Consider the following 22,231-nt stretch of genomic DNA (forward strand, 5'->3'; position numbering starts at 1 on the left):
CAGTGGTCACATGGCACCGGCGCGATCCCTGCACGAGATCTTCGCTGGGCTGCCCGGCGACGCCGCAGCCCACAGCGACGTCGCTGCCGTGCTCGATGCCAACGGCTACGCGGACCTTCCCCCGGAGTTGCTGGCGCAGGCCGTGGTCAGCTTCGCGGACACCGCCCCGGCTGAGGTGGCCGAACATCTGGCCCCGTTCGTCACGGCGCACAGCCAGGTCGGCGGCGACGGCACCGTACCGGATGAGCTGGCCTCGCCGCTCGACCTGCTCGCCACGGCTCCGGCCCCGGCGTTCGACGCTGCCATGCCGGATGATCCGGCGTTCGACGGCCCGGACCTGGACGGCCTGGGGCTCGACGCGGCGCCGCCGGACGGTCCGGGGTTCGACACCCCAGCCGGGTTCGACGACCCGGGTTTCGCGGCCGGACCGGGGATGGACGCGGCGTTCGGCCGCGGCGACGGCCCGTCCGTCGACGATCGTGAGCCGGCAACGGTCGAGCCATTCCCGGCCGGCCCGACCGGGGACGACGCCGAACCGGCCAGCCATGACGGCCAACCGGACGCGGCGGATCTCCTGGACGGTCCGCTACCGTCCGGTGACCCGTGGGCGTTGCCGCCGATATCCGAGGGCACCGCCGGGGTGGACGGTGTCGCAGAGATCGACGACCTCGGGGCCGGCTGACCGGATCGGCGTGGCCGACCCGGGCCGAGCCGGTGTGGACCCTCTGGCGATGTCCTGCGGTCCGATGTGACGTCAGGCGCCGACGATCGCGGTGGCGTGCTCGCGTAGCTGACGCAGCCGGTCCAACTCGGCGTTCAGATCGCGGAGCCGGCTCTCCCGCTCGGCCTTGGTCCGCTGAGCGGCCTCCGACGCGGCGGCCAGCGCCTTGGCGTTCGACCGGGACAACTCCTCGGCCAGCGCGCTGTAGTGGTCGCGGAGCTGGCGCTGAATCCGGCGCAGCGTGTCCCGGGAGTCCTTGGTCATCACGAAACTGACCTCGTCGCAGTACCGCCGGACGGCGTTCTTCGCCTGGTTCTGCCGGTTGACGCGTTGCCGCTTCTTCTCCTCGCGCAGGCCCTTGCGGCCCATCACCAGCCCGATTCCGATACCGATCGGGCCGAGCGCGATCCCGGTCAACGAGCCGAGCATGACGAACATGAGCGCGCCTCCGTAGGCGCTCTTGAGCGCCACCATCGCCTGCTTGCCAAGCTTCATCTTGGCCAGCTCGATCTTGTGGTCCACCTGTGCGGTGCCGACCAACGGGACCGGGTCGGGGATCGCGACGTGGCGAAGCACCTCGCCAGCGGCCTCCTGGAAGTGCAGAGCCACGTCGTCACTCAGGCTCATCGCCCGGTCACGCAGCATCATGTAGTTGGCCAGCAGTTCGTTGGACACCCTGGCCTGCAGCCAGCGTTCGGTCTCGTCCCAGGCGTCAGCGGGGTCGATCTCCTCGATCGCGGCGTCGGCCTCTTCGAGGATGCGCCGGAGCCGGCCGCGCAGGTCGTAGTCGACGTCGGCGTTGAGATCGGAGATCCCGTCGCTCAGCGTCTGCTGCCACTTCGCTGCGGCCGCTTTGAGCGACTCGACCCGCTGCTTCACCGCGTTGAGCTCGGCCACCACCGTGGCGGCGGCCTCCGGGTCGGCGAGCGCGGCGTGCTCGGCCTTGAACTGGTTCTCCATCTGCTCGCAGATGCCGACGACCGACGCGGCGGCCTGTGTGGCGACCCGGGTCGCCGCGCCACCGGCCACCCGCTGTGTCACGAACTTGACCAGGTCCGGGAACCCGGACTCGGCGTTGAGTTCCTTGTCGTTGCCGGCGACTGCCCGCAGCCGCAGCGCGGACGACACCGGGATGATCGGCATTTCGACCTCGCGGCGCAGGTGGCCCTCGTCCAGGTCCCGGATCTTCCGCCAGTGCGGATAGAAGTCCGTCTTGGTGATCACGCACACCACCGTCGGGCACACCTCGTGGGCCTGCCGCAGGAAGTCCAGCTCGCTGCGGGTCAACTCCTGGGCAGCGTCGGTGACGAACAGCAGCGCGTCGGCCATTGACGCGGCGGCCAGGCTGGCTGCGGCGTGGACCGAGCCCAGACCGCCGACTCCCGGGGTGTCGACCATGACGAGGCCGTTCGACAGGATGTTGCGCGGCAGCCGGACCTCCACCCCGGCGATCCCGGGTGGGGTGGCGCCGCCGGTGGCCCGTTCCAGAACCACATCCTGCACCTGATCGATGGGCAGCGGCTCCCGCCGGGCGGGGTCGTCGCTGAACAGCAGTTGCGCCGACGGCTGCGGTCCGTGCCGGAGGTAGGTCGGCAGGACGGTGGCCACGTCGTCGTCGACCGGGCAGATCTTCGTCCCGACCAGCGCGTTGACCAGTGAGCTCTTGCCCTGTTTGAACTCGCCGACGACCACGACGTGCACCACCGGGTCGGACAGGGTGTGCCGGATGGTGGCCAGCCGACCACCGAGGTCGGGGCGGTCGTACGCCTCGCAGGCGCGTACCGCGAGATCGACGATCTGTGTCGCCCGTTGCAGCGTGCCGTCAGCGTCAGGGGGTGTCGTTTTCGCGGTCAACGTCGCTCCTCGATCGAGGTTGGTGTCGGCAGGCGGTGGTCAGCGGGGAAACGTGCGAGCGCCAACATGGCGTGGCAGGCCCCGGCCGGACCTGCCACGCCATGTTGGCGCTCACCGGGCCGGACGCCGTGCGACGTCCGGCCCGCTCCGTGGTTGTCCGGTCACGCCCCGAGGGTCGGGTCCGCAGTGGTGTCCGCCTCGGCGGTGTTGTTGAACGAGTCCTCCGTGTTGAACGAGTCCTCCTGGTTGAAGGAGTCCTCCTGGTTGAAGGAGTCCTCCTGGTTGAACGAGTCGTCGGTGTTCACCGAGTTGTCGGTCGACTGGTCGTTGAACGAGTCGTTGGTGGACTGGTCGTTGAACGAGTCCTGGGTGCTGGCCGAGTCGCCCCCGGAGGCCAGCGACGAGTCCTCGATCCTCGAGTCGGTGGTGTTCTGCTGGCTGCCGCCCCCGAAGTTGATGTTGATCGGCCCGAGCGCGCCGCCGTCGCCGCCGCTGGCGTTGCCGCCGGTGCCGGCGCCACCGGCACCGCTGCCACCGGTCGCGGTGCCGCCGGCCCCGCCGGCCCCGCCGTCGCCGCCCTCGCCGTCACCCTCGCCCTTACCTTCGCCCTTGCCTCGCAACCCGACACCGACGCCGGCACCGACGCCGGCACCCGTCCCGCCGTCGCCGCCGTTGCCCCCGTCGGCGTCGGCGTCGCCACCGACGCCGCCGGCCCCACCGGTGCCGCTGGCGTCGCCGCCGGCCGCCCCGCTGGTGTCGATGTCGAACTGGGCAGCCTGGTTGTTGTCGCCGACCACGGCCTTGTCGACGTCGTCAGCGACGATCCCGGTGTTGTCGCCCAGCACCGTCCGGTCGACGTCTCCATCGGCGATCACGCCGGAGTTGGTCCCGGTGTTGACCACGCCGTCGATGTCGTCGCCTGCGGTGACGGCGTTGTCGCCGGTGTTGCCGACCACGTCGCCGGACTCGGAGTTGCCGAGGAACGCGCCGTCACCGGTCGCACCGAGCACGTCGCCGCCGCCGGTGCCGACCACCGCGCCATCGTCGGCGATCACCTTGTCGCCGTCGACGAACTCCAGCGACGAGTTGTCGCCGGTGACGCCGAACGCGTCGTCGCCGGCCGCTACCGACCCGCCGGTCGCGGCGACCTGGTCGCCGTCGCCCTGCTGCGCCACCGCCCCGTCGCCGGTGGCCGCGTTGACGTCCCCGTCACCGGTGTTGGCGACGTTGCCGTCCCCGGTCTGGTTGAGGTTCTCGGAGTCGACGTCGATGTCGCCCAGCACCGGACCGTCCACGTCGACGTCCACCGAGTTGTCAATCTCCGTGGAGTTGTCGGTGAAGGTCTGCGAGTTGTCGATGAAGTTCTGGTTGGTGAAGTTCTGCGTCACCTGGGTCACCTGCTGCACGACCTCCGGGGTCGGTACGTTGGCGGCGGCGCCGGCGCCGAAGCCCCCACCGGCGCCGCCGCCCCCTCCGGTGAAGCCGCCGCCCCCTCCGGCGCCTCCACCGGCCCCCCCGCCAGCGAAGCCCCCGCCCCCGCCGCTACCCCCTCCGGTGAAGCCGCCGCCCCCGCCGCCCCCACCTCCGGCGAAGCCGCCCCCACCGGATCCCTCGCTGCTGCCGAACGCCGCCTCGTTGACGATCTGGTCGACGTCGAGCTCGTTGAGCGTCTCCGCCTCGATCCCGTTGGCGGCGAACGCGCCCTCCGGGTCGGCCAGGAACTTGGCGGTCTCTTCTTCGCTGCTGAACACCTTGTCGAACAGCGCCTTGACCTTCTCGACGATCAACGGGGTGACTTCTACCGCGGCCATGATGTCTCCTGATATTCGTGGTTCGTAGGGGTTCTGGTCCGTCCGATCGGCCGGACAGGTACAAGACTGCGGGTCGACGCCCGCCCCTCGCATCGGGGCTTCCCCCCTGCCAGGTTCTGGGGTCTAGGGGGGTGCCACCAAGCTCAGGTCAGCTAACCGACAAGTCAGGACTCCTCGGGGAGCAGACTTCGCAGCGTAGCGACCATCTCGGCCCGGGTGGTAACCCCCAACTTGCCGCGGATCCGGGCCACATGATGCTCGACCGTCTTGGGGGACAGGAAGAGTTGCGTCCCGATCTCCCGGTGGGTCCGGCCGGCGAGCACGAGCCGGGCCACCTCGACCTCCCGGTCCGACAGGCCACCGTGCGAGGCCCCCGGCCGCGACTCGTCCGGCACCGGGTCCATCCGGGACAGTTCCCGGGCTCGTTCCAGGAGCCGGCGGGCGGCCGACGCGTCGGTGGTACGGACCGCTGCCTGGCCGATCAGTCTGGACGACTCCCAGGGCAGTTCGGCGGCGGCCAGTTCGGCGGCGTCGGCCAACACCGCGTCCGGGTCGACCTCGCCGGCGAGTACGGCGGCCCACCGGCCGGCGGCCCGGCACTGCGCCTGTTGCCGGAATCCGCCCGGGTCGAGCGAACCCAGCTCGTCGGCCGCTGCCGCAGCCGCCGCCGGCTCCTCACCCACGACCGCGATCTGCAACCGGATCCAGCTCAGCGACACCGTCCATGCCGTCGGTCGACCCAGCTGGTCGATGATGCCGGCCAGGTCGGCCAGGACCGGTGCGATCCGCTGGTGGTGGCGCAGCCGGGCAGCGGCGACCAGTAGTTCCTCGACCACTTCCAGCTGGGACAGGTCCACGGCCCGCCGGGCCAGCACCGGCTCGGCGACGGACCAGGCCGTCCGCAGCTGGGCGATGTCCCCGCTGCGGCGGGCGATCCCGGCGGTGAGGCCGGCGTAGGTGAGCCGTTCACGGCCGGGCAGCATGGCACCGGACAGCCGGCGCAGTTCGGCGACGGCCGAGTCGTACCGGCCGGTACGCATCCGGACCCAGGCCAGCAACGTCCGGTGCCGGTCCAGTGCGACGGGACCACCGGCCCCGCTGGTCGACGCCCGCTCCAGCAGATGCTCGGCGGTAGCGGAGTCGCCGGCGACCACCGCGACCAGCGCCCCGACCGCGTGCGGCAGGTCCGGTACGGCAACCGGGGGCGGTGCCTTCTCGAAACTCTCGGCGGCCTCGATCAGCAACGGCAGCGCCGCCGCCGGATCCGTCATCGCCAGCGCGGCGTCGGCCAGTCGCCGCACCGGTAGCGGAGCCGATCCGGTCGCCGCCGTCCGCGCGGCGGCCAGCTGACCGGTGACCACCAGGGCCGGTACCGCGAGGACCGGGCCGGGAGCGTCGGCGCCCAGCAACGCCTCCGCCGCTCGACCGGCGCGGCCGTCGTACGCCGCCGCCGCCCCGGCGACCAGCGCGATCCGGCCGGTGTCGGCCGGTGCCGCAGCCGGCCCGTCCAGGTCGACCGGCACCCCCAGCAGGGTGGCCGCCTCGGCCCGTCCGGCGGTCACCGTGGACGGCTCGGCGCCGGCGTCCAGCGCGTCGTCGTACCAGGTCAGCGCGCTGCCCGGGTCGGTAAACCGCAACCGGTCGCCGGCCTGCCGGTAGACGTCGGCGGCGGTCGGGGTCCGGGCCCGCGCGGCGCGTAGCTGTCCGGCGGCGCGGACTGGGTCGGCACCGCTGGCCAGCAGTGCCGTGGCCACGGTCTCGTGCAGCCGACGACGCTCCGACGGGGGCAGGTCGAACAGCACCGCCCGGGCGACCGCCGGGATCATCCGTTCCCCGTCGGGGGTGAGTAATCCCTCGTCGCGCAGCGACCGCATCGTGGCGGCCGCCTCGGCCGGGTCCAGGCCGGTCGCGGCGCAGACCACGCCGTCGGCCAGGTCCAGGTCGAGTGCCAGGACCGCGGCCAGCCCGGCGACATCGCGTCCGGCGACATCGCGTCCGGCGGCGTCATGTCCGGCGGCGGCGAATCGACGCTGTAGCCGGGCGACCAGCGCGGGCGGCGTACCGGCCGGGTCGGCGGCGACCGCGACGGCGACGGCGGCCAGCCCGGCGGAGGCAACCTGGAGCGCGTCCAGGTGTTCTGCTGTGGCCGGCCGGCCGAGGACCTCCTTTGCCAGCTCGGCCAGGGCGGCCGGTGCGAGTGGGCCGAGCCGCTCGACCGGGCCCTGCCCGGAGACCGCCTCGTCCAGGTCGGCGAGTTCCGGACCGGTGATCGTGGGACGCCGGGCGATCGCCATCGACACCCCGCCGTGAGCAGCCACGGTCAGTGACCGTAAGGTTGCCGGGGTCAGGTGGTGCGCGTCGTCGACCAGGACCAGGGCGTCGTCAGCTCGGGCCTGATCGAGAAGAACCTGCAGGTCGTCGGTTGTCGCGGGCGTCACGCGTACGGCCGGTCGGCCGGCGGCTGCGGCGATCTCGCCCAGCCGCCGCGATCGCCCGGAACCGTCCACACCCACCACGACAGTCACCGGTGCAGCCCCTCCTTGCCCGTGTCAGTGAGGCAGTGTACGGACGGCTCCGCAGGCCGACGCATGGCCTGACCCCGTACGCGTGTACCGTGTACTCTCGGCCCGACCTGGGCGCTGAGTGTGCCGTATCCCGTACGTGCGTTCCGCCGGCCGCCGAACGTGCGCGTGGTCAGCTGTGCTGTGCCTCCCGGCTGGGCTGTTCAGCCGGTCAGCAACTCGTTGATCGACAGAGTTGCCCGGGTGGATCCGTGGGTCGGTCCGATACCGATGGCCGACTCCGACGAGCGAGACAACACGACACATCCCCGGCGGACTAGGAAGTAGCGGTGTGAAAAATGTGGAGTCCGAGTTGGTTTGTAGCCATATCCCCAGGCTACGGTCACCGGCGGTGACCAGATGAGTCTGATCGACCGGACCCGTAGCGTGCTCGGCCACGCCATCGAGGTCTACCGGGGCACCGCGTACGAGCGGCGGCTCAGCACCGTCCGCGACCGGCTCGACGAGCCGCTGCGGGTGGCGATCGCCGGTCGGGTCAAAGCGGGCAAGTCCACCTTGCTCAACGCGCTGGTCGGTGACCGGCTGGCCCCGACCGACGCCGGGGAGTGCACCCGGATCGTCACCTGGTACCAGGACGGACATACCTACCGGGTGCTGGCGACGCCCACCGAGGGCGAGCCACGCCAGCTCCGGTTCACCCGCGAGGACGGCGCCATCGACGTCGATTTGGGCAATCTGTCCGTCGACGACGTCGCGCAACTGGACATCACCTGGCCGTCGCAGGCACTGCGCAACGTGACGCTCATCGACACTCCCGGCATCGGTTCGCTCTCCGAGCAAACTTCCCGGCGCGCCTGGGACCTACTCGTCCCGGACGAGGAGGAGACCCCGGCCGACGCCGTCGTCTACCTGATGCGCCACCTGCACTCCAACGACGTCGACTTCCTGCGGGCCTTCCACGACGTGGAGGTGTCCCGGCCCAACCCGGTCAACGCCATCGGCATCCTGTCCCGGGCCGACGAGATCGGCGTCGGGCGGCTCGACGCGATGGCGTCCGCCCGGCGGATCGCCGAACGGCTGAGTACCGACGCGAACGTGCGACGGCTGGTGCAGTCGGTCGTCCCGGTCGCCGGCCTGCTCGCCGAGACCGCCGCGACGCTGACCGAAGTGGAGGTCGCGCAGCTGCGCCGGGTCGCCGAACTGCCGGTGGCCCAGGCCGAGCAGCTGCTGCTCTCCGCCGACCGGTTCGTGCAGAACATGCCCGAACTCGGGCTGACCACGATCGAACGGGAAGCGCTGCTGGCCCGGCTCGGCATGTTTGGTCTACGACTGTCCGCCGCGATGCTGCGCCACAACGGCGTGGCCACCGCCACCGAACTCTCCCAGGAGTTGACCGAGCGCAGCGGGCTTACCCAGCTGCGGGAGGTCCTCGGCTCACTGTTCTTCGAGCGCCGGGACGTGCTCAAGTCCCGGTCGGCGCTGCTGGCGCTCTCCGACGTCACCCGGGTCTGTGTCCGACCCGGCAGTGAGCAGGTGGCCGGCGCGGTCGAGGAGATCATCGCCTCGGCGCACCCGTTCAACGAGCTGCGCGTACTGTCCAGCCTGCGGGCGGGGTGGATCACCGGCAAGGCCCCGGTGGTCGCCGAGCTCGAGCAGGTGATCGGCGGCTCCGGTGCGGCGGCGCACCAGCGGCTGCGGCTGCCGGCCGACGCGACCACCGCCGAGGTGACCGAGAGCGCGGTCGAGGCGCTGGGCCGCTGGCAGCGGCGCGCCGAGAGCCCGATGACCCCGTACGAGCTGGCCGTGGCCGCCCGGGTGGCGGTTCGGTCCTGCGAGGGCATCATCGCCGACCAGCGGCGGCCCCGGTGACCGGGTACCCGGCGGGATCCCCCCGGCCCAGCGGCGCCGCCGGACGCTCGCCTCGTACCACTACCGTTTCCAGCAGTTGTCCGACCCTGTGGTGTGCGGCGCACCGGCGGTCGGCCACCCAGACCCGGCCATACCTGTCTCCACAAACTTCATCGGAGCAACCCTGATGTACGCACTCGGCATTGACCTTGGCACAACGTTCACGGCGGCAGCGATCTGGCGGGAAGGCCGGGTGGAGACCGTCTCACTCGGCGGCCGGAGCTCCGCGATCCCATCCGTGGTGCTGCTACGGCAGGACGAGACGTTCCTCACCGGCGAGGCGGCGCACCGTCGTGGGCTCTCCGAGCCGCAGCGGGTGGCCCGCGAGTTCAAGCGGCGGCTCGGCGACACCACCCCGATCCTGCTCGGCGGCGTACCGCAGTCGGCCGAAGCGTTGATGTCCCGGTTGCTACGGTCGGTGGTGGAGGAGGTGGCCCGCCGAGAGGGTAGCTTCCCTGCGGCGATCTGCGTCTCGCACCCGGCCAACTGGGGGCCGTACAAGCTCGACCTGCTCCGCCAAGCGGTGCGGATGGCCAACCTCGATGTGCCGGTGACCTACACCACCGAGCCCGCCGCCGCAGCGATCAACTACGCCGAGCAGCAGCGGATCGAGCCGGGTTCCATCGTCGCCGTCTACGACCTGGGTGGCGGGACGTTCGACGCGGCGATGCTGCGCAAGACCCCCACCGGCTTCGAGATCATGGGCCAGCCGGAGGGCATCGAGCGACTCGGCGGCATCGACTTCGACGCAGCGGTGTTCAACCATGTCCGGGCAACGCTCGGCGGAAAACTCGAGGAGCTCGACGAGGAGGATCCGGCGGCGATCGCCGCCGTCGCCCGGCTGCGCGACGAGTGCATTCAGGCCAAGGAGGCGCTGTCGTCGGACACCGACACCTCGATCCCGGTGCTGCTGCCCAACATCTCCACCGAGATCCGGCTCACCCGCTCCGAGCTCGAGGCGATGGTCCGCCCGGTGCTGCACGGCTCGATCGAGGCGCTGCACCGGGCCGTACGGTCCGCTGGCTGCTCGCCGGAGCAGGTGCACTCGGTGCTGCTGGTCGGTGGGTCGTCGCGGATGCCGATCGTCTCCCAGCTGGTCGGCTCCGAGCTGGGCCGGCCGGTGGCGGTGGACGCACACCCCAAGTACTCTGTCTCGCTCGGTGCCGCCTGGCTGGCCGCAGCGGAGCTGACCGGCCAGACGATGCCGGCCGGGCCCGCCCCGACCCCGACCCCGACCCCGATCCCGGCTCCGCCGGCTGCGGCGACCGGCACCTACCGAGTGCCGCCGACCGCGTCGGTTCCGTCGACCGCGCCGGTTCCGCCGACCGCGTCGACCACCCCGGTCTCCGCAGCGGGCTACCGCACGTCGCCGCCGCCGGCTGGCGTCACTGGCGTTGCTTCCGTCGGACGCGGCAGCCCGGACGTCGGCAGCGGCTATCCGTCCCGTACCGAGACATTCGCTTCGGCGAACTCCATCGGCACTGAAGACTCCCCGGGGCGACGCGGTGGGGAGAAGTCGTCGGCGAAGCGTGGCCGGGGGCCGCTGATCGTGGCCGCCGCCGTGTTGGTGGTGCTGCTCACTGGCGTCGGGGTCACCTACGCGCTGACCAGCGGACAGGGCGACGACGGCCGAGAGGTTGCCAGCGGCCTGGCCACGCCCGGCCCGGACCAGGACGACGGAGCGGAACAGCCGCAGGCTCAGCAGCCGGAGCAGACCGGCGAGCCGGAGCCGGAAACCCCAGACATTCCGGCCGACGAACAGTGCACTGACGAGATCAAGAGCAACTGGACCTGGGTCTGCCTCACCTCGGCCCGGGTCGCTGGCGGCAAACTGACCGTGGAGTACGAGGCCGAGTTCGGCGGGAACCAGCCGTCCACCAACGGCGGATGGCACCTGCACATCTACGGCAGCGACGGCACCAACCCGCCGGACCACATCATGGGCAGCCACGTCCCCGACGGCCAGCAGGGATTCTGGTACGTCGAGGCCAAGCAGCCGTCGGTGGTCTGGACCGACGACCCGGCGTTCATCAACGCGGTCGGCGACCAGCCGAAGGTGTGCGCCCGGATCGCGAACTCTGCCCACGAACTGGCGCAGCACGACAACGGCAGCTACACCACCGGCAACTGCGTCAAGATTCGCTGGGAGTGACCCGGTAGCCGACCCGGACCGCGCGAGTGTTCCTGTGTGGAGATGCTGTTAGGCACGGGAACACTCGCCGGGTGGCTGTTGGATGCCGGCGGGTCTGCCGGTGACCTGGGACCGGGTGCCGGTCAGTCCGACTGGGTCGTGACGCTTGGCCGAGGGCGGTCGCCGTACAGCCGCCCTCGGTCGCCTTCACCAGCCGGGCTACCTGGGCCGGCTCCGGCGCTCGTCAGTGGCGACCGACCCGGGGCAGCCCCGGGTCGGTGTCGCGGTCGTCAACGCCGACCGAACCCAGCTGCATGAACCGCCGCAGCGCGTGTTCGACAGTCGCCCCGGTGTAGGCGGCGACGTCCCGCCTCCGTAGTACCGGCCGGACCGGGCGTCGGTGATCCGACTCGATCAGCGCGGTTACCTGATTGCGACCCTGTCCCACAGCGACTCCATACCTCGAGCGTGACCTTTGAGCGTGGTCTGCCCCACACGGCCGGGCCTACCTTATCGTCGCCGTCGGTGATCATCGAAAGGTGCACCGGCCGGCCGGTGGGTGGCCGGGACCGGTGCCCACCGGCCGTTCCGGCGGGTCCGCCGCTGCTACATCTTGACTCGCTATGACTACTCTTAGTGATTGCATTGGTCGGCCGGTGGACTTCGACGATGGTTCACGTCCGGTAGCGTCGTACCGGTCCGGTGGTCGTCCGATGGGGAGGGTTCAGGCGTGAGCTCGGTCGAAGAGGTCAAGGCAGGGGTAGCCCGGTTCGGTGACGAACTCGGCCAGCAGGTGGGGGCGATTCGGGCGAGTGCGGAGGCGCTGAGCACCAGCGGGGCCGCGCTGCGGGCGATCACCAGCGGGTCCAGCCATTCGCAGGTGGCCGAGACGATCGCCAAGGTCGAGCAGGCCAAGCAGAAGCTGGCCGAAGCGGCCGCCCTCGCGCAGAGCGCGATCGAGTCGAGCCGCGGGTACGCGTCGAGCTTCTGACCAGCCGTCGACCGGCTGTCCCGGTTGGCGGTGTGTCCCGGGCTGGTGGCCTGTCTAGGGTTGGCGGCATGGCTGACGATTCGCTTGCCCTGGACGACCTGCTCACAATCGCGACACAGGCCACCGCACGCGGTGCCGAGCTGATCCGTACCCGTGAGCCCGGACACCTGGCCGGCAAGGGCGACCGGGACTACGCGTCCGAAGTGGATCTCGCTGTCGAACGGGAGCTGCGTGCCTTCCTGGCCGACGCCACCCCGCACGTCGGGTTCCTCGGCGAGGAGGAAGGCGTCTCCGGGGTCGGCGACGGGCCCCAGTGGGTGCTGGATCCGGTCGACGGCACGGTCAACTTCGCGCACGGCGTACCGCTCTGCGGGGTGTCGTTGGCCCTGGTCCGGGACCGGCGTCCGGTGGTCGGGGTGATCGAGTTGCCGCTACTGGGCAGCCGGTACACCGCGACCCTCGGCGGCGGCGCGTGGCGCGACGGCCGGCCGATCCGGGTGCGGGGCACGACGCGGCTGCCCGACGCGTTGGTCAACCTCGGTGACTTCGCGGTGGGCGACGAAGCCGCAGAGCGTAACGCCGCCCGGCTAGCGCTCACCCAGCGGATGGCCCGGGGCGCGCTACGGGTGCGGATGCTCGGCTCCGCCGCGATCGACCTGGTCTGGGTGGCCGACGGCCGTACCGATGTGTCGATCGCCCTGTCGAACAAGCCGTGGGACATGGCCGCCGGCACGTTGATCGCCCGGGAGGCGGGCGCCGCCGTCGTCGACATCGACGGTACGCCGCACAGCCTCGACTCGTTCGCGACGATCGCCGCGGCTCCACCGCTGCTCGACGAGGTGCTCGCGCAGGTACGGGCGGCGGCTGACGACGGCGGGCTCACCTGACGACGGCGACTCGCAGGTGTGCGGGATCGCCATCCGGGAACGGCAGTGGACGGCCGCGTCGGTCGACGACCGGGCGGTATCCGGGATCCGGACGGCGGCAGGGAAGGAACGGGATGATCACCAAGATCGGGCAGGAAGGGAACGTGCTCGGCTACGAGGTAGCCGGGAAACTGACCGAGCAGGAGTACCGCGACCTGGACCGGGAGCTGCGGGCGGCGATCGCCGAGTACGGCTCGGTCTCGGTCCTTGGCCGGCTGCCGGACGACAGCCTGCCGGGTATGGAGCTCTCGGCGATCGACGACCGGTTGCGGTTCGCCCGGGAGCATCTGACCGACATCGACCGGGCGGCGGTGGTCGGCGGCAACCGGGTGGCCGAGTGGGTGACCCGGGCCTCGGGCGCAATGACGCCGATCGAGCTGCGGCACTTCCACGCCGGGGCGGAGCGGCAGGCCTGGGACTGGCTGCGCCGAGCCCGCCCGGTGTGACGGCCGGTCGCACATGGGCGCCTTTCGGTGGCGGCGGGTGCGGGCTTGCTCACACCGTGGGATCGCCGGGTGCCCGGTCCGACCAGCGCCCGTACACTCGCTGGGAACACAACTTCATACCTCATCCAGAGGGGCAGAGGGACACGGCCCGATGAAGCCCCGGCAACCACCCCACCCGTCGCGCCGGTCGCAATCGGCCAGCCGGGGCAGGTGCCAATTCCGTCCCCGTCGCACCGCGCGGCGCAGGGAAAGATGAGAGGACAGCCGCCATGACGTCGCTGATCGACGCGAGCACCACCAGCCCTGACTCCGCCCCGGTGAGCACCACCAGCCCGGCCCGTGTCCTGGTCTGTCGCGGCTGCGGTGCCGAGTACCCGCTCGCCGCGCAACACGCCTGCTACGAGTGTTTCGGGCCGCTGGAGGTCGGCTACGACCCGGCGGCTCTCGCTCGCGTCACCCGGGCCGACATCGAGGCGGGTCCGGCCAACATCTGGCGGTACGCCCCGCTGCTGCCCGCTGGCCAGGATCCGGCCACTCGGGTCAGCCTGGATCCCGGCTTCACCCCGCTCGTCCCGGCCGCCGCGCTCGCCGCCGAGCTCGGCATCCGGGCGCCGCTGTGGGTCAAGGACGACAGCGCCAACCCGACCCACTCGTTCAAGGACCGGGTCGTTTCCGTCGCTCTCACCGCCGCCCGTACGCTCGGTTTCTCCCGGTTTGCCTGCGCCTCCACCGGTAACCTGGCCAACTCGGTCGCCGCGCACGCCGCCCGCGCCGGCGTACCGTCGATCGTCTTCATCCCCGGCGACCTGGAACCCGGCAAGATCGTCACCACCGCGGTGTACGGCGGTGAGCTGGTCGCAATCGACGGCTCCTACGACGACGTGAACCGGCTCTGCAGCGAGCTGGTGGAGACCGACGAGTTCGAGGACACCGCGTTCGTCAACGTCAACGTGCGGCCGTACTACGCGGAGGGGTCCAAGACGCTCGGCTACGAGGTGGCCGAGCAGCTCGGCTGGCGGATTCCCGAGCAGGTGGTGATTCCGATGGCCAGCGGGGAACTGCTCACCAAGGTGGACAAGGCGTTCACCGAGCTGGTCGAGATCGGCCTGGTCGACGCGCCGGCGAACGGTTGGCGGGTGTTCGGCGCGCAGTCCGCCGGCTGTAACCCGATCGCGACCGCGCTGCACCGCGACACCGACCAGATCGTGCCGGTGAAGCCGACCGGGATCGCCAAGTCGCTCAACATCGGTGACCCGGCCGCCGGTCTGTACGCGTTGGAGGCGGTGCAGCGCACCGGTGGCTGGATGGACTACGCCGACGACGACGAGATCCGGGAGGGGATCCGGCTGCTGGCCCGGACCACCGGGGTGTTCGCCGAGACGGCCGGCGGGGTAACCACGGCGGTGCTGAAGAAGCTGGTCGACAGCGGACAGCTGGACCCGACCGCCGAGACGGTCGTCTACAACACCGGCGAAGGTCTGAAGACCATCGACGCGGTCGCCGGGCAGGTCGGCCCGACTCACCGGGTGAAGCCGTCGTTGCGTTCGGTTCGTGCGGCCGGACTACTCGGCTGACCTTCTGACCAGCACACCCTCCACTGCATCGGCTGATCGGCGTACGCCGATCAGCCGATGTTCATGTGCGGTCCGTAGTCAGTGTTTTGCCATAGGTCGAGAAAATACGCCGGTGGGGTCTTGACGACTGCACTTGCACGGCGCAGGATGCTCTGTGCGGGAGGACGACTCGCCGTAAGGGCCCCGACCGAGCTTGGCAACAATCTCAACCCCGGGTCCCAACGACCGGCGGCGCCGGAGGCGCTGTGCGAGCGTCCTCCCGACCAACGTCCCCCGGCCGGTAATTGGGTCGCGCGGCTGGCCCGGCCCCGTCACGCTCGACGGCATGGACATCACCATCACCCCGCTGGATCCGGCCGACGAGGCCGCCTTCGAGCAGGCGTACCAGATCAGGCGGTCGGCCCGCTTTGTCCCGGACATGCCGCCGGCGCCCCGGCAGTGGTTCGAGGCCCTGCTGCGGCATCAGCGGCACAGCGTACGGTACGAAGCCGCGTTGGCCAGTGTGGACGGCGTACCGGTCGGGCTGGTCGCCATGGAGTTCCCGTTGCTCGACAACCTCGACAACGTCGGCGTGGACATCCAGGTGGCCCCCGCGCACCGGCGGCGCGGCATCGGTCGAGCGCTGTACGCGTACGCCGTGCGGCGGGTCCGGGAGACCGGCCGGACCCGGATCATGGGGCACTCGGCGGACACCATGCCCGGCGGCGTCGCCCGCGATCCGGCGCCGACCGCCTTCGCTCACGCCATGGGGGTCAAATCGGCCCTGGTCGAGGCGCGCCGTCGGCTCGAAATCGACACCGTCGACCAGCCGGCGCTCGACGTGATGCTCGCCGAGTACTGGCACCGCGCCCCCGGCTACGAGCTGCTGACCTGGGTCGGGCCCTGCCCGGAGGAGTACCGCGCCGATCTCGCCTACCTGGACGGGCGGATGGTGACCGACTCGCCAATGGGTGACCTGGAGTGGGAGCCGGAAAACGTCGACGCCGACCGGATCCACGAAGCGGATCTGGCCCGAAAAGCGGCCCGCACCCGCAGCTACCACACGGTGACCCGGCATCTGGACAGCGGCCGGATCGTCGCCTGGAGCAACATCACCCGGCCAGCCGAACCGGACTGGCACGCCTACCAGCAGATCACCATCGTCGCCCCGGATCATCGCGGACACCGGCTGGGCACCATCGTCAAGATCGAGAACCTGCGGTTCACCTTGCGCCACGAACCGGCGCTGCGGGTGATCGACACCTGGAACGCCGACAGCAACCAGCACATGATCGCGATCAACGAGGCGATCGGCTTCCGGGCGGTCGACATCTGGCAGAACTGGCAGCAGACCATCTGAGGCATGATGGCGGAATGACGGAGACCCCGCACCCGCTGTACGTCACGCATGCCGACACCCTGGCCCGCGCGCTGACCGCGATCGCCGAACGCGACTACTGGTCGGCCTACCCCGAGTCGCCGAGCCCGCGGATCTACGGCGAACACGCCGCCGCCGAGGGCGCGGCGGCGTTCCACGCCTATCTGGGCAAGGACTTCCCCCTCGACCAGCCCACCGCCACCGGCGAAGCGGTCGCCACCGACGACAGCCCGTTCGGCATCGAACTCGGCGTCCGGTACCCCCGCGCCGACGTCGACCAGCTGATCACCGCCGCCCAGGCCGCGCTGCCCGCCTGGCGTGACGCCGGACCGCGCAGTCGGGCCGGCGTCTGTCTGGAGATTCTCGCCCGGCTGCACGAACACAGCTTCGAGCTGGCCAACGCGGTGCAGTTCACCACCGGTCAGGCGTTCGTGATGGCGTTCCAGGCCGGCGGGGCGCACGCGCTGGACCGCGCCCTGGAAGCCATCGCCTACGCGTACGCCGAGATGACCCGCCACCCGCGCACCGCCGGCTGGGAGAAGCCGACCGGCCGCGGCGAGCCGCTGCGGATGACCAAGACATTCCATGTGGTGCCGCGCGGCGTCGCCCTGGTGATCGGCTGCCACACCTTCCCGACCTGGAACTCCTACCCGGGGCTGTTCGCCTCCCTGGTCACCGGGAACCCGGTGCTGGTCAAACCACACCCCGGCGCGGTGCTGCCGCTGGCGATCACCGTCCGCTACGCCCGCGAGGTGCTCAGCGAGGCCGGCTTCGACCCCAACCTGGTGCAGCTCGCCGCTGAGGCGCCGGGCGAGCGGCTGGCGACCGTCCTCGCCGGCCGCCCCGAGGTGCGGATCATCGACTTCACCGGCTCCACCGAGTACGGCGACTGGTTGGAGGCCAACGCCCGGCACGCCACCGTCTACACCGAGAAGGCCGGCGTCAACACGATCATCGTCGACTCCACGGCGGACTTTGTCGGCATGTGCCGCAACATCGCCTTCTCCTTGTCACTCTATAGCGGACAGATGTGCACCACGCCGCAGAACATCCTGGTGCCGGCCGGCGGCATCGAAACCGATCAGGGGCGCAAGAGCCCGGACGAGGTGGCCGCCGGCATCGCCGCCGCGATCGGCAAACTGACCGGCGATCCGGCGCGGGCGGTCGAGCTCATCGGCGCGATCGTCGACGACGCGGTCCTCGACCGGCTCGCCGCAGCGGCGAAGCTCGGCGAGCCGGTGCTGGAGTCGCGGGAGATCAGCCACCCGGCGTACCCGAACGCAGTGGTGCGTACCCCACTGGTCGTCAAGCTGGGCGCGGACGCCGACGACGTCTACGGCCGGGAGTGGTTCGGGCCGGTCAGCTTCGTCGTCGCCACCGGGTCCACCGCGCGCAGCGTCGAAGTATTCCGGCGTACGGTCACAGCCCGCGGTGCGCTGACCGCCGGCGTCTACTCGACCGACCAGCAGGTGCTCGCCGACGTGGAGGCCGCCGCGCTGGACGTCGGTGTGCACCTGTCGGCGAACCTCACCGGCGGGGTGTTCGTCAACCAGTCGGCCGCCTTCTCCGACTTCCACGCCAGCGGTGCCAACGCCGCGGCGAACTCGGCGTTGACCGACGGCGCGTACGTCGCCGGCCGGTTCCGGATCGTCCAGTCCCGCCGGCACGTCTGAAACGTCCAGTCCCGCCGGCACGTCCGACCCGCCACGGATGCCGACCGGCCCGGCCAGCTGGCCGGGCCGGTCACGCCGGCCGGCGCATCTGCAACTCGGTCAGGTCCGGCCGGGTCGGGTGTGGCAGACGCACGCCGGTGTCGGCGAAGCCGAGCCGCTGGTACGCCCGTACCGCCCGGTCGTTGCCGACCACCACCTCCAGCAGCAGCTCCGGCCGACCGGTCGCGCGTGACCAGGCGGCGACCGCGTCGACCAGTTCGGCGAGCAGGTTCCGGCCGCGCCAGGCCGGGCTGATGTAGACGGCGAACAGGACGGACACCGACGCGTCGTCCCGCCAGACGTGCGCTCCCGCATGCGCCACGAACCGCCGGCCGGCCGGCTCGCCAGCCGGTGCCGGGCCGGCTTCCGGGGTGGCCGGTCCGGTCTCGGCCACGAACTGGGCGATCAGGTCACCGACGGCGGACCGGGCCGCCCGCTCGGCGTACTCGTGCAGCGGACGGGCCGCCGCGTCGGCGAGCCGCTCGATGAACGCCAGCGGCGAATCGGCGAGCATCTCCAGCCGCAGCGCGCGCATCCGGGCGGCGTCGTCGGCCCGGATCCGCCGGACCGCGGCCACCGGCGGTACGACGTGAGCGGGGCCGGTCCCAGTTTCCACGTCGGCATGCTCGCCCGGCGCGGCTTCGCAGACAACCGGAATCCCGCCTTCGGCCCGGCCCGTACCGGTCACGCCACCAGCCGCCGACGGTCGCGCCCTCGCCGGCAACGGGGTCACGCGACCAGCAGCAAAGCCGTGCCGAGTTGCCGGCAGTAGGCGATGCCGTGGTCGAGCCCCTGCCGCCCGGGGTAGCGGGCCAGCGCGCCGATCACCCAGGTCTCCCCGATCGCGAGGCAGCTGATGTGCCAGAGCCCGTCCTCGTCGCGCAGCAGCCAGCCGTTCTTGATGGCGATGGTGGCCGCGTACTCGGCGGTGAGCGCGTCCCGTGGGCCGAAGTCGCCTGCGCCGCGGACGGCGCGCATCTCGGACAGCAGCCACGGCGTCCACTGCGGCCCGGCCGCCCGTCCGTCGGCGATGCAGCGCCCCAGCCTGGTGACATCGCGGGCGGAAACGACCGTGTTGCTCCACCGGTCGCGCTCCGGGGCCGAGTCGGTCAGCCCGCAGAGCCGTACCATCCGCTCGATGGACTCCCGGCCACCGACCCGGTCGTAGGTGGCGTCCGCGCCGGGATTGTCGCTGTCCCGGATGATCGACGACAGCTGGGCCAGCTGGGGTGTCCGGAGCATGTTGCCCTGCTCGTCGGCGCGGCGCAGGTCGTCGGCAGCCAGCCACACCTTGATCAACGACATGGTGTCGCTCTGCGCGGTGAAGTTCGGTGACCCGGTGATCAGCCCGGTACGCCGGTTCAGCGCCGCCCAGGAGAAGAATCCGTCGGTCGGTGTCGGCACCGGGCCGGCGCGCAGCAACACGCTGCGCTGCTGGTGGTCGTGGTCCTGGTCGGCGACGGTCCAGCCCGGCTCGCGCGGCGGTGGTTTGCCGGCGTCCCCGGGCAGGCCGCCGGTGAACGCCGACAGCACGATGAGTAGCCCGACGGCGGCGGCCGCCGGGTGGCGTTGGCGGACGCGGTCGCGTCGGGGCGCGGTGCGGTCCGACCGTCGGGCGGCCCGGCTGCCAGGCGCGCGATGCCGTCCGGGCTTCACGTTCTGCGGTGTACGGGACACACGTGGTCAACGAAATGTGGTGCCAGGGAGACTTGACTGGGGGTTGATGTCCCCTTTTGGGATAGTGCGGTGCCGTCAGACCTCGTGTAGCGTGCGATTCCGGCTGCTGTACTCGGGCAACCCGTACGAGAGTCCCGATCGGTGGCTCCGGCCGGCGAACACGCCGGTCAGAGGGCCGGCAGAGGCCCGGCACGACAGAAGTGAGGAAGTGCACCGTGGCACAGGGCACCGTGAAGTGGTTCAACAGCGAAAAGGGCTACGGTTTCATCGCGGTCGACGGGGGTCAGGACGTCTTCGTCCACTTCTCCGCCATCGAGATGGACGGTTACAAGGCGCTCGACGACGGGCAGCGCGTCGAGTTCGAGATCGCTCAGGGGCAGAAGGGTCCTCAGGCGGAGAGGGTCCGGGTCATCGCCTAGTCACCCTGCTGGCCGGCGCGGTCACCCTGCTGGCCAACTGCGCGTCCGGTGGCCGGTGCGGCCGCCCGACCGGACGGCGACGTAGCTGATAGCTCGACACAGGTCTGCGCACCCGCAAGGCGTCGGTTCTCCTCGTGGAGCCGGCGCCTTTCATCGTTTCGCCGCCCGGCGATCCTGCCCACCCGATCTTGACCGTGACCGCCGTCTGCGGCCGTGCGGCCCGAAGGGGTACGTCGGGCGGCAAGTTGCTGTTCGCTTGCACTCGACAGGGGAGAGTGCTAAACAAGGATTGGCACTCGCCAACCGGGAGTGCCAAAGGTCGGGGCGGTGGGGCCACCGCCGTCGTCCCGCTTCGCGGGGTGACGGAGATGGCCGGTCGTCGCGGGCTATCCGGCCCGGCCGGCGGACGTCACTGTCATTGGGTAGCGACGTCCGAAGGTGCGTAGAGCAGGCGGCATGGCGGAGCTGACCGGCTCCGGTGCTGCGAGCGTCCAGGAGGACAACGCCGTATGGCCAAGATGATCGCGTTCGACGAAGAGGCGCGCCGCGGTCTCGAGCGGGGCATGAACACCCTCGCCGACGCCGTCAAGGTGACGCTGGGCCCGAAGGGCCGCAACGTCGTGCTCGAAAAGAAGTGGGGCGCTCCCACCATCACCAACGATGGTGTGAGCATCGCCAAGGAGATCGAGCTCGAGGACCCGTACGAGAAGATCGGCGCCGAGCTGGTCAAGGAGGTCGCCAAGAAGACCGACGACGTGGCCGGTGACGGCACGACGACGGCGACCGTCCTGGCCCAGGCCCTGGTCCGCGAGGGCCTGCGCAACGTCGCGGCCGGCGCGAACCCGATGGCCCTGAAGCGGGGCATCGAGGCCGCCGTCGCCAACGTCGCGGAGGAGCTGAGCAAGCTCGCCAAGGACGTGGAGACCAAGGAGCAGATCGCGTCCACCGCGTCGATCTCCGCCGGAGACGCCAGCGTCGGCGAGATCATCGCCGAGGCGATGGACAAGGTCGGCAAGGAAGGCGTCATCACCGTCGAGGAGAGCAACACCTTCGGCCTGGAGCTGGAGCTCACCGAGGGTATGCGCTTCGACAAGGGCTACATCTCGCCTTACTTCTGGACCGACCCGGAGCGGATGGAGGCCGTCCTCGACGACCCCTACATCCTGATCGTCAACAGCAAGATCTCCTCGGTCAAGGACCTGCTCCCGATCCTGGAAAAGATCATGCAGTCGGGCAAGCCGCTGCTGATCATCGCCGAGGACGTCGAGGGCGAGGCGCTGGCCACCCTGATCGTCAACAAGGTGCGCGGCACCTTCAAGTCGGTTGCCGTCAAGGCTCCCGGCTTCGGTGACCGCCGCAAGGCGATGCTGACCGACATCTCGATCCTCACCGGCGGCCAGGTCGTCAGCGAGGAGCTCGGCCTGAAGCTCGACGCGGTGACCATCGACATGCTGGGCCGGGCCCGCAAGGTCCAGGTGACCAAGGACGAGACCACGGTCGTCGACGGTGCCGGCGACGCCGAGCAGATCCAGGGCCGGGTCAACCAGATCCGGGCCGAGATCGAGAAGAGCGACTCCGACTACGACCGCGAGAAGCTGCAGGAGCGGCTGGCCAAGCTGGCCGGCGGCGTCGCGGTGATCAAGGTCGGCGCGGCCACCGAGGTGGAGCTCAAGGAGCGCAAGCACCGCATCGAGGACGCGGTGCGCAACGCCAAGGCAGCCGTCGAGGAGGGCATCGTCCCCGGTGGTGGCGTCGCTCTGGTGCAGGCCGGCAAGACCGCCTTCGACAAGCTCGACCTGGTCGGCGACGAGGCGACCGGCGCGCAGATCGTGAAGATCGCGCTGGACGCCCCGCTGCGGCAGATTGCCGTCAACGCCGGCCTCGAAGGCGGCGTCGTGGTGGAGAAGGTCCGCAACCTGGAGGCCGGCCACGGCCTCAACGCCGCCAACGGCGACTACGTGGACCTGCTGCAAGCGGGCATCATCGACCCGGCCAAGGTGACCCGGTCGGCGCTGCAGAACGCCTCGTCGATCGCGGCGCTGTTCCTGACCACCGAAGCCGTGGTGGCGGACAAGCCGGAGAAGACCCCGGCCCCGGCGGGTGCGCCGGGCGGCGGCGAGATGGACTTCTGAGTCCAGCCACGCCGTAGTAGCGACAGAACCGCAGGGCGGTTACCGGGCAG

Annotated in this window: 17 protein-coding genes and 1 riboswitch; of the genes, 11 read left to right on the forward strand and 6 right to left on the reverse strand. The window is 71.0% G+C overall.

Features of this window, described 5'->3' with window-relative positions:
• The first annotated feature begins 10 nt into the window (after positions 1-10).
• Positions 11-682: a hypothetical protein gene (locus tag ACFHWS_RS22130; RefSeq protein WP_416568938.1), complete on the forward strand. Its 672-nt coding sequence runs from the start codon at positions 11-13 to the stop codon at positions 680-682.
• Positions 683-754: 72 nt separating this feature from the next.
• On the opposite strand, the gene ACFHWS_RS22135 is transcribed toward ACFHWS_RS22130, so the two are convergent.
• The 3 genes from ACFHWS_RS22135 to ACFHWS_RS22145 form a co-directional block, all read right to left on the reverse strand.
• Positions 755-2,575, reverse strand: a complete 1,821-nt coding sequence (locus ACFHWS_RS22135; protein WP_416551887.1) for a dynamin family protein — start codon at positions 2,573-2,575, stop codon at positions 755-757.
• A 161-nt stretch (positions 2,576-2,736) separates the two neighbouring features.
• A complete protein-coding gene (locus ACFHWS_RS22140; protein WP_416568939.1) occupies positions 2,737-4,386 on the reverse strand; it encodes a hypothetical protein in 1,650 nt (549 codons plus the stop codon).
• A 164-nt stretch (positions 4,387-4,550) separates the two neighbouring features.
• Positions 4,551-6,911: a LuxR C-terminal-related transcriptional regulator gene (locus tag ACFHWS_RS22145; RefSeq protein WP_416568940.1), complete on the reverse strand. Its 2,361-nt coding sequence runs from the start codon at positions 6,909-6,911 to the stop codon at positions 4,551-4,553.
• A gap of 396 nt (positions 6,912-7,307) precedes the next feature.
• On the opposite strand from ACFHWS_RS22145, the gene ACFHWS_RS22150 reads away from it, so the two are divergent.
• Positions 7,308-8,777: a dynamin family protein gene (locus ACFHWS_RS22150; protein WP_416551884.1), complete on the forward strand. Its 1,470-nt coding sequence runs from the start codon at positions 7,308-7,310 to the stop codon at positions 8,775-8,777.
• Positions 8,778-8,943: 166 nt separating this feature from the next.
• Positions 8,944-10,968 (forward strand): Hsp70 family protein, encoded by a 2,025-nt coding sequence (locus ACFHWS_RS22155; protein ID WP_416568941.1) that lies wholly within the window; start codon positions 8,944-8,946, stop codon positions 10,966-10,968.
• A gap of 223 nt (positions 10,969-11,191) precedes the next feature.
• On the opposite strand, the gene ACFHWS_RS22160 is transcribed toward ACFHWS_RS22155, so the two are convergent.
• Complete coding sequence (locus ACFHWS_RS22160) at positions 11,192-11,395, reverse strand: hypothetical protein (protein ID WP_416551882.1); 204 nt, start codon at positions 11,393-11,395, stop codon at positions 11,192-11,194.
• A gap of 282 nt (positions 11,396-11,677) precedes the next feature.
• Here ACFHWS_RS22160 and ACFHWS_RS22165 point away from each other — a divergent pair, with 282 nt between their 5' ends.
• From ACFHWS_RS22165 to paaN, 6 genes are all read left to right on the forward strand, one after another.
• On the forward strand, positions 11,678-11,938 hold the full coding sequence (locus ACFHWS_RS22165; RefSeq protein WP_278171781.1) for a hypothetical protein: 261 nt from the start codon (positions 11,678-11,680) through the stop codon (positions 11,936-11,938).
• A gap of 68 nt (positions 11,939-12,006) precedes the next feature.
• Positions 12,007-12,825 (forward strand): inositol monophosphatase family protein, encoded by an 819-nt coding sequence (locus tag ACFHWS_RS22170; protein ID WP_416551881.1) that lies wholly within the window; start codon positions 12,007-12,009, stop codon positions 12,823-12,825.
• A 113-nt stretch (positions 12,826-12,938) separates the two neighbouring features.
• On the forward strand, positions 12,939-13,310 hold the full coding sequence (locus ACFHWS_RS22175; RefSeq protein WP_416551880.1) for an STAS/SEC14 domain-containing protein: 372 nt from the start codon (positions 12,939-12,941) through the stop codon (positions 13,308-13,310).
• A 118-nt stretch (positions 13,311-13,428) separates the two neighbouring features.
• A riboswitch (SAM riboswitch) is annotated at positions 13,429-13,569 on the forward strand.
• 10 nt (positions 13,570-13,579) lie between these two features.
• Complete coding sequence (thrC, locus tag ACFHWS_RS22180) at positions 13,580-14,884, forward strand: threonine synthase (RefSeq protein WP_416551879.1); 1,305 nt, start codon at positions 13,580-13,582, stop codon at positions 14,882-14,884.
• 325 nt (positions 14,885-15,209) lie between these two features.
• Positions 15,210-16,223, forward strand: a complete 1,014-nt coding sequence (locus ACFHWS_RS22185; RefSeq protein WP_416551878.1) for a GNAT family N-acetyltransferase — start codon at positions 15,210-15,212, stop codon at positions 16,221-16,223.
• A 14-nt stretch (positions 16,224-16,237) separates the two neighbouring features.
• The gene (gene paaN, locus ACFHWS_RS22190) at positions 16,238-17,914 is read left to right on the forward strand and encodes a phenylacetic acid degradation protein PaaN (RefSeq protein WP_416551877.1); all 1,677 of its coding nucleotides are present in this window, start codon (positions 16,238-16,240) and stop codon (positions 17,912-17,914) included.
• Positions 17,915-17,984: 70 nt separating this feature from the next.
• Here paaN and ACFHWS_RS22195 read toward each other — a convergent pair whose 3' ends face one another.
• Both ACFHWS_RS22195 and ACFHWS_RS22200 read right to left on the reverse strand, forming a co-directional pair.
• Positions 17,985-18,488, reverse strand: coding sequence for a GNAT family N-acetyltransferase (locus tag ACFHWS_RS22195; protein ID WP_416552084.1), 504 nt, complete (start codon positions 18,486-18,488; stop codon positions 17,985-17,987).
• A gap of 194 nt (positions 18,489-18,682) precedes the next feature.
• Positions 18,683-19,609, reverse strand: coding sequence for a serine hydrolase (locus ACFHWS_RS22200; protein WP_416551876.1), 927 nt, complete (start codon positions 19,607-19,609; stop codon positions 18,683-18,685).
• Between the two features lie 236 nt (positions 19,610-19,845).
• Here ACFHWS_RS22200 and ACFHWS_RS22205 point away from each other — a divergent pair, with 236 nt between their 5' ends.
• Complete coding sequence (locus ACFHWS_RS22205; protein WP_067305333.1) at positions 19,846-20,049, forward strand: cold-shock protein; 204 nt, start codon at positions 19,846-19,848, stop codon at positions 20,047-20,049.
• A gap of 509 nt (positions 20,050-20,558) precedes the next feature.
• On the forward strand, positions 20,559-22,181 hold the full coding sequence (gene groL / locus ACFHWS_RS22210; protein ID WP_416551875.1) for a chaperonin GroEL: 1,623 nt from the start codon (positions 20,559-20,561) through the stop codon (positions 22,179-22,181).
• Positions 22,182-22,231: the final 50 nt, after the last annotated feature.

The sequence above is a fragment of the Micromonospora sp. LOL_013 genome, assembly GCF_048060315.1.
Classification (GTDB): domain Bacteria; phylum Actinomycetota; class Actinomycetes; order Mycobacteriales; family Micromonosporaceae; genus Micromonospora_E.

Bases quoted from the DNA above. Each gene is read 5' to 3' on its own strand.
- ACFHWS_RS22130 (WP_416568938.1), top strand. From the start codon at position 11: ATGGCACCGGCGCGATCCCTGCACGAGATCTTCGCTGGGCTGCCCGGC.
- ACFHWS_RS22140 (WP_416568939.1), bottom strand. From the start codon at position 4,386: ATGGCCGCGGTAGAAGTCACCCCGTTGATCGTCGAGAAGGTCAAGGCG.
- ACFHWS_RS22150 (WP_416551884.1), top strand. From the start codon at position 7,308: ATGAGTCTGATCGACCGGACCCGTAGCGTGCTCGGCCACGCCATCGAG.
- ACFHWS_RS22155 (WP_416568941.1), top strand. From the start codon at position 8,944: ATGTACGCACTCGGCATTGACCTTGGCACAACGTTCACGGCGGCAGCG.
- ACFHWS_RS22170 (WP_416551881.1), top strand. From the start codon at position 12,007: ATGGCTGACGATTCGCTTGCCCTGGACGACCTGCTCACAATCGCGACA.
- ACFHWS_RS22175 (WP_416551880.1), top strand. From the start codon at position 12,939: ATGATCACCAAGATCGGGCAGGAAGGGAACGTGCTCGGCTACGAGGTA.
- thrC (WP_416551879.1), top strand. From the start codon at position 13,580: ATGACGTCGCTGATCGACGCGAGCACCACCAGCCCTGACTCCGCCCCG.
- ACFHWS_RS22185 (WP_416551878.1), top strand. From the start codon at position 15,210: ATGGACATCACCATCACCCCGCTGGATCCGGCCGACGAGGCCGCCTTC.
- paaN (WP_416551877.1), top strand. From the start codon at position 16,238: ATGACGGAGACCCCGCACCCGCTGTACGTCACGCATGCCGACACCCTG.
- ACFHWS_RS22195 (WP_416552084.1), bottom strand. From the start codon at position 18,488: ATGCGCGCGCTGCGGCTGGAGATGCTCGCCGATTCGCCGCTGGCGTTC.
- groL (WP_416551875.1), top strand. From the start codon at position 20,559: ATGGCCAAGATGATCGCGTTCGACGAAGAGGCGCGCCGCGGTCTCGAG.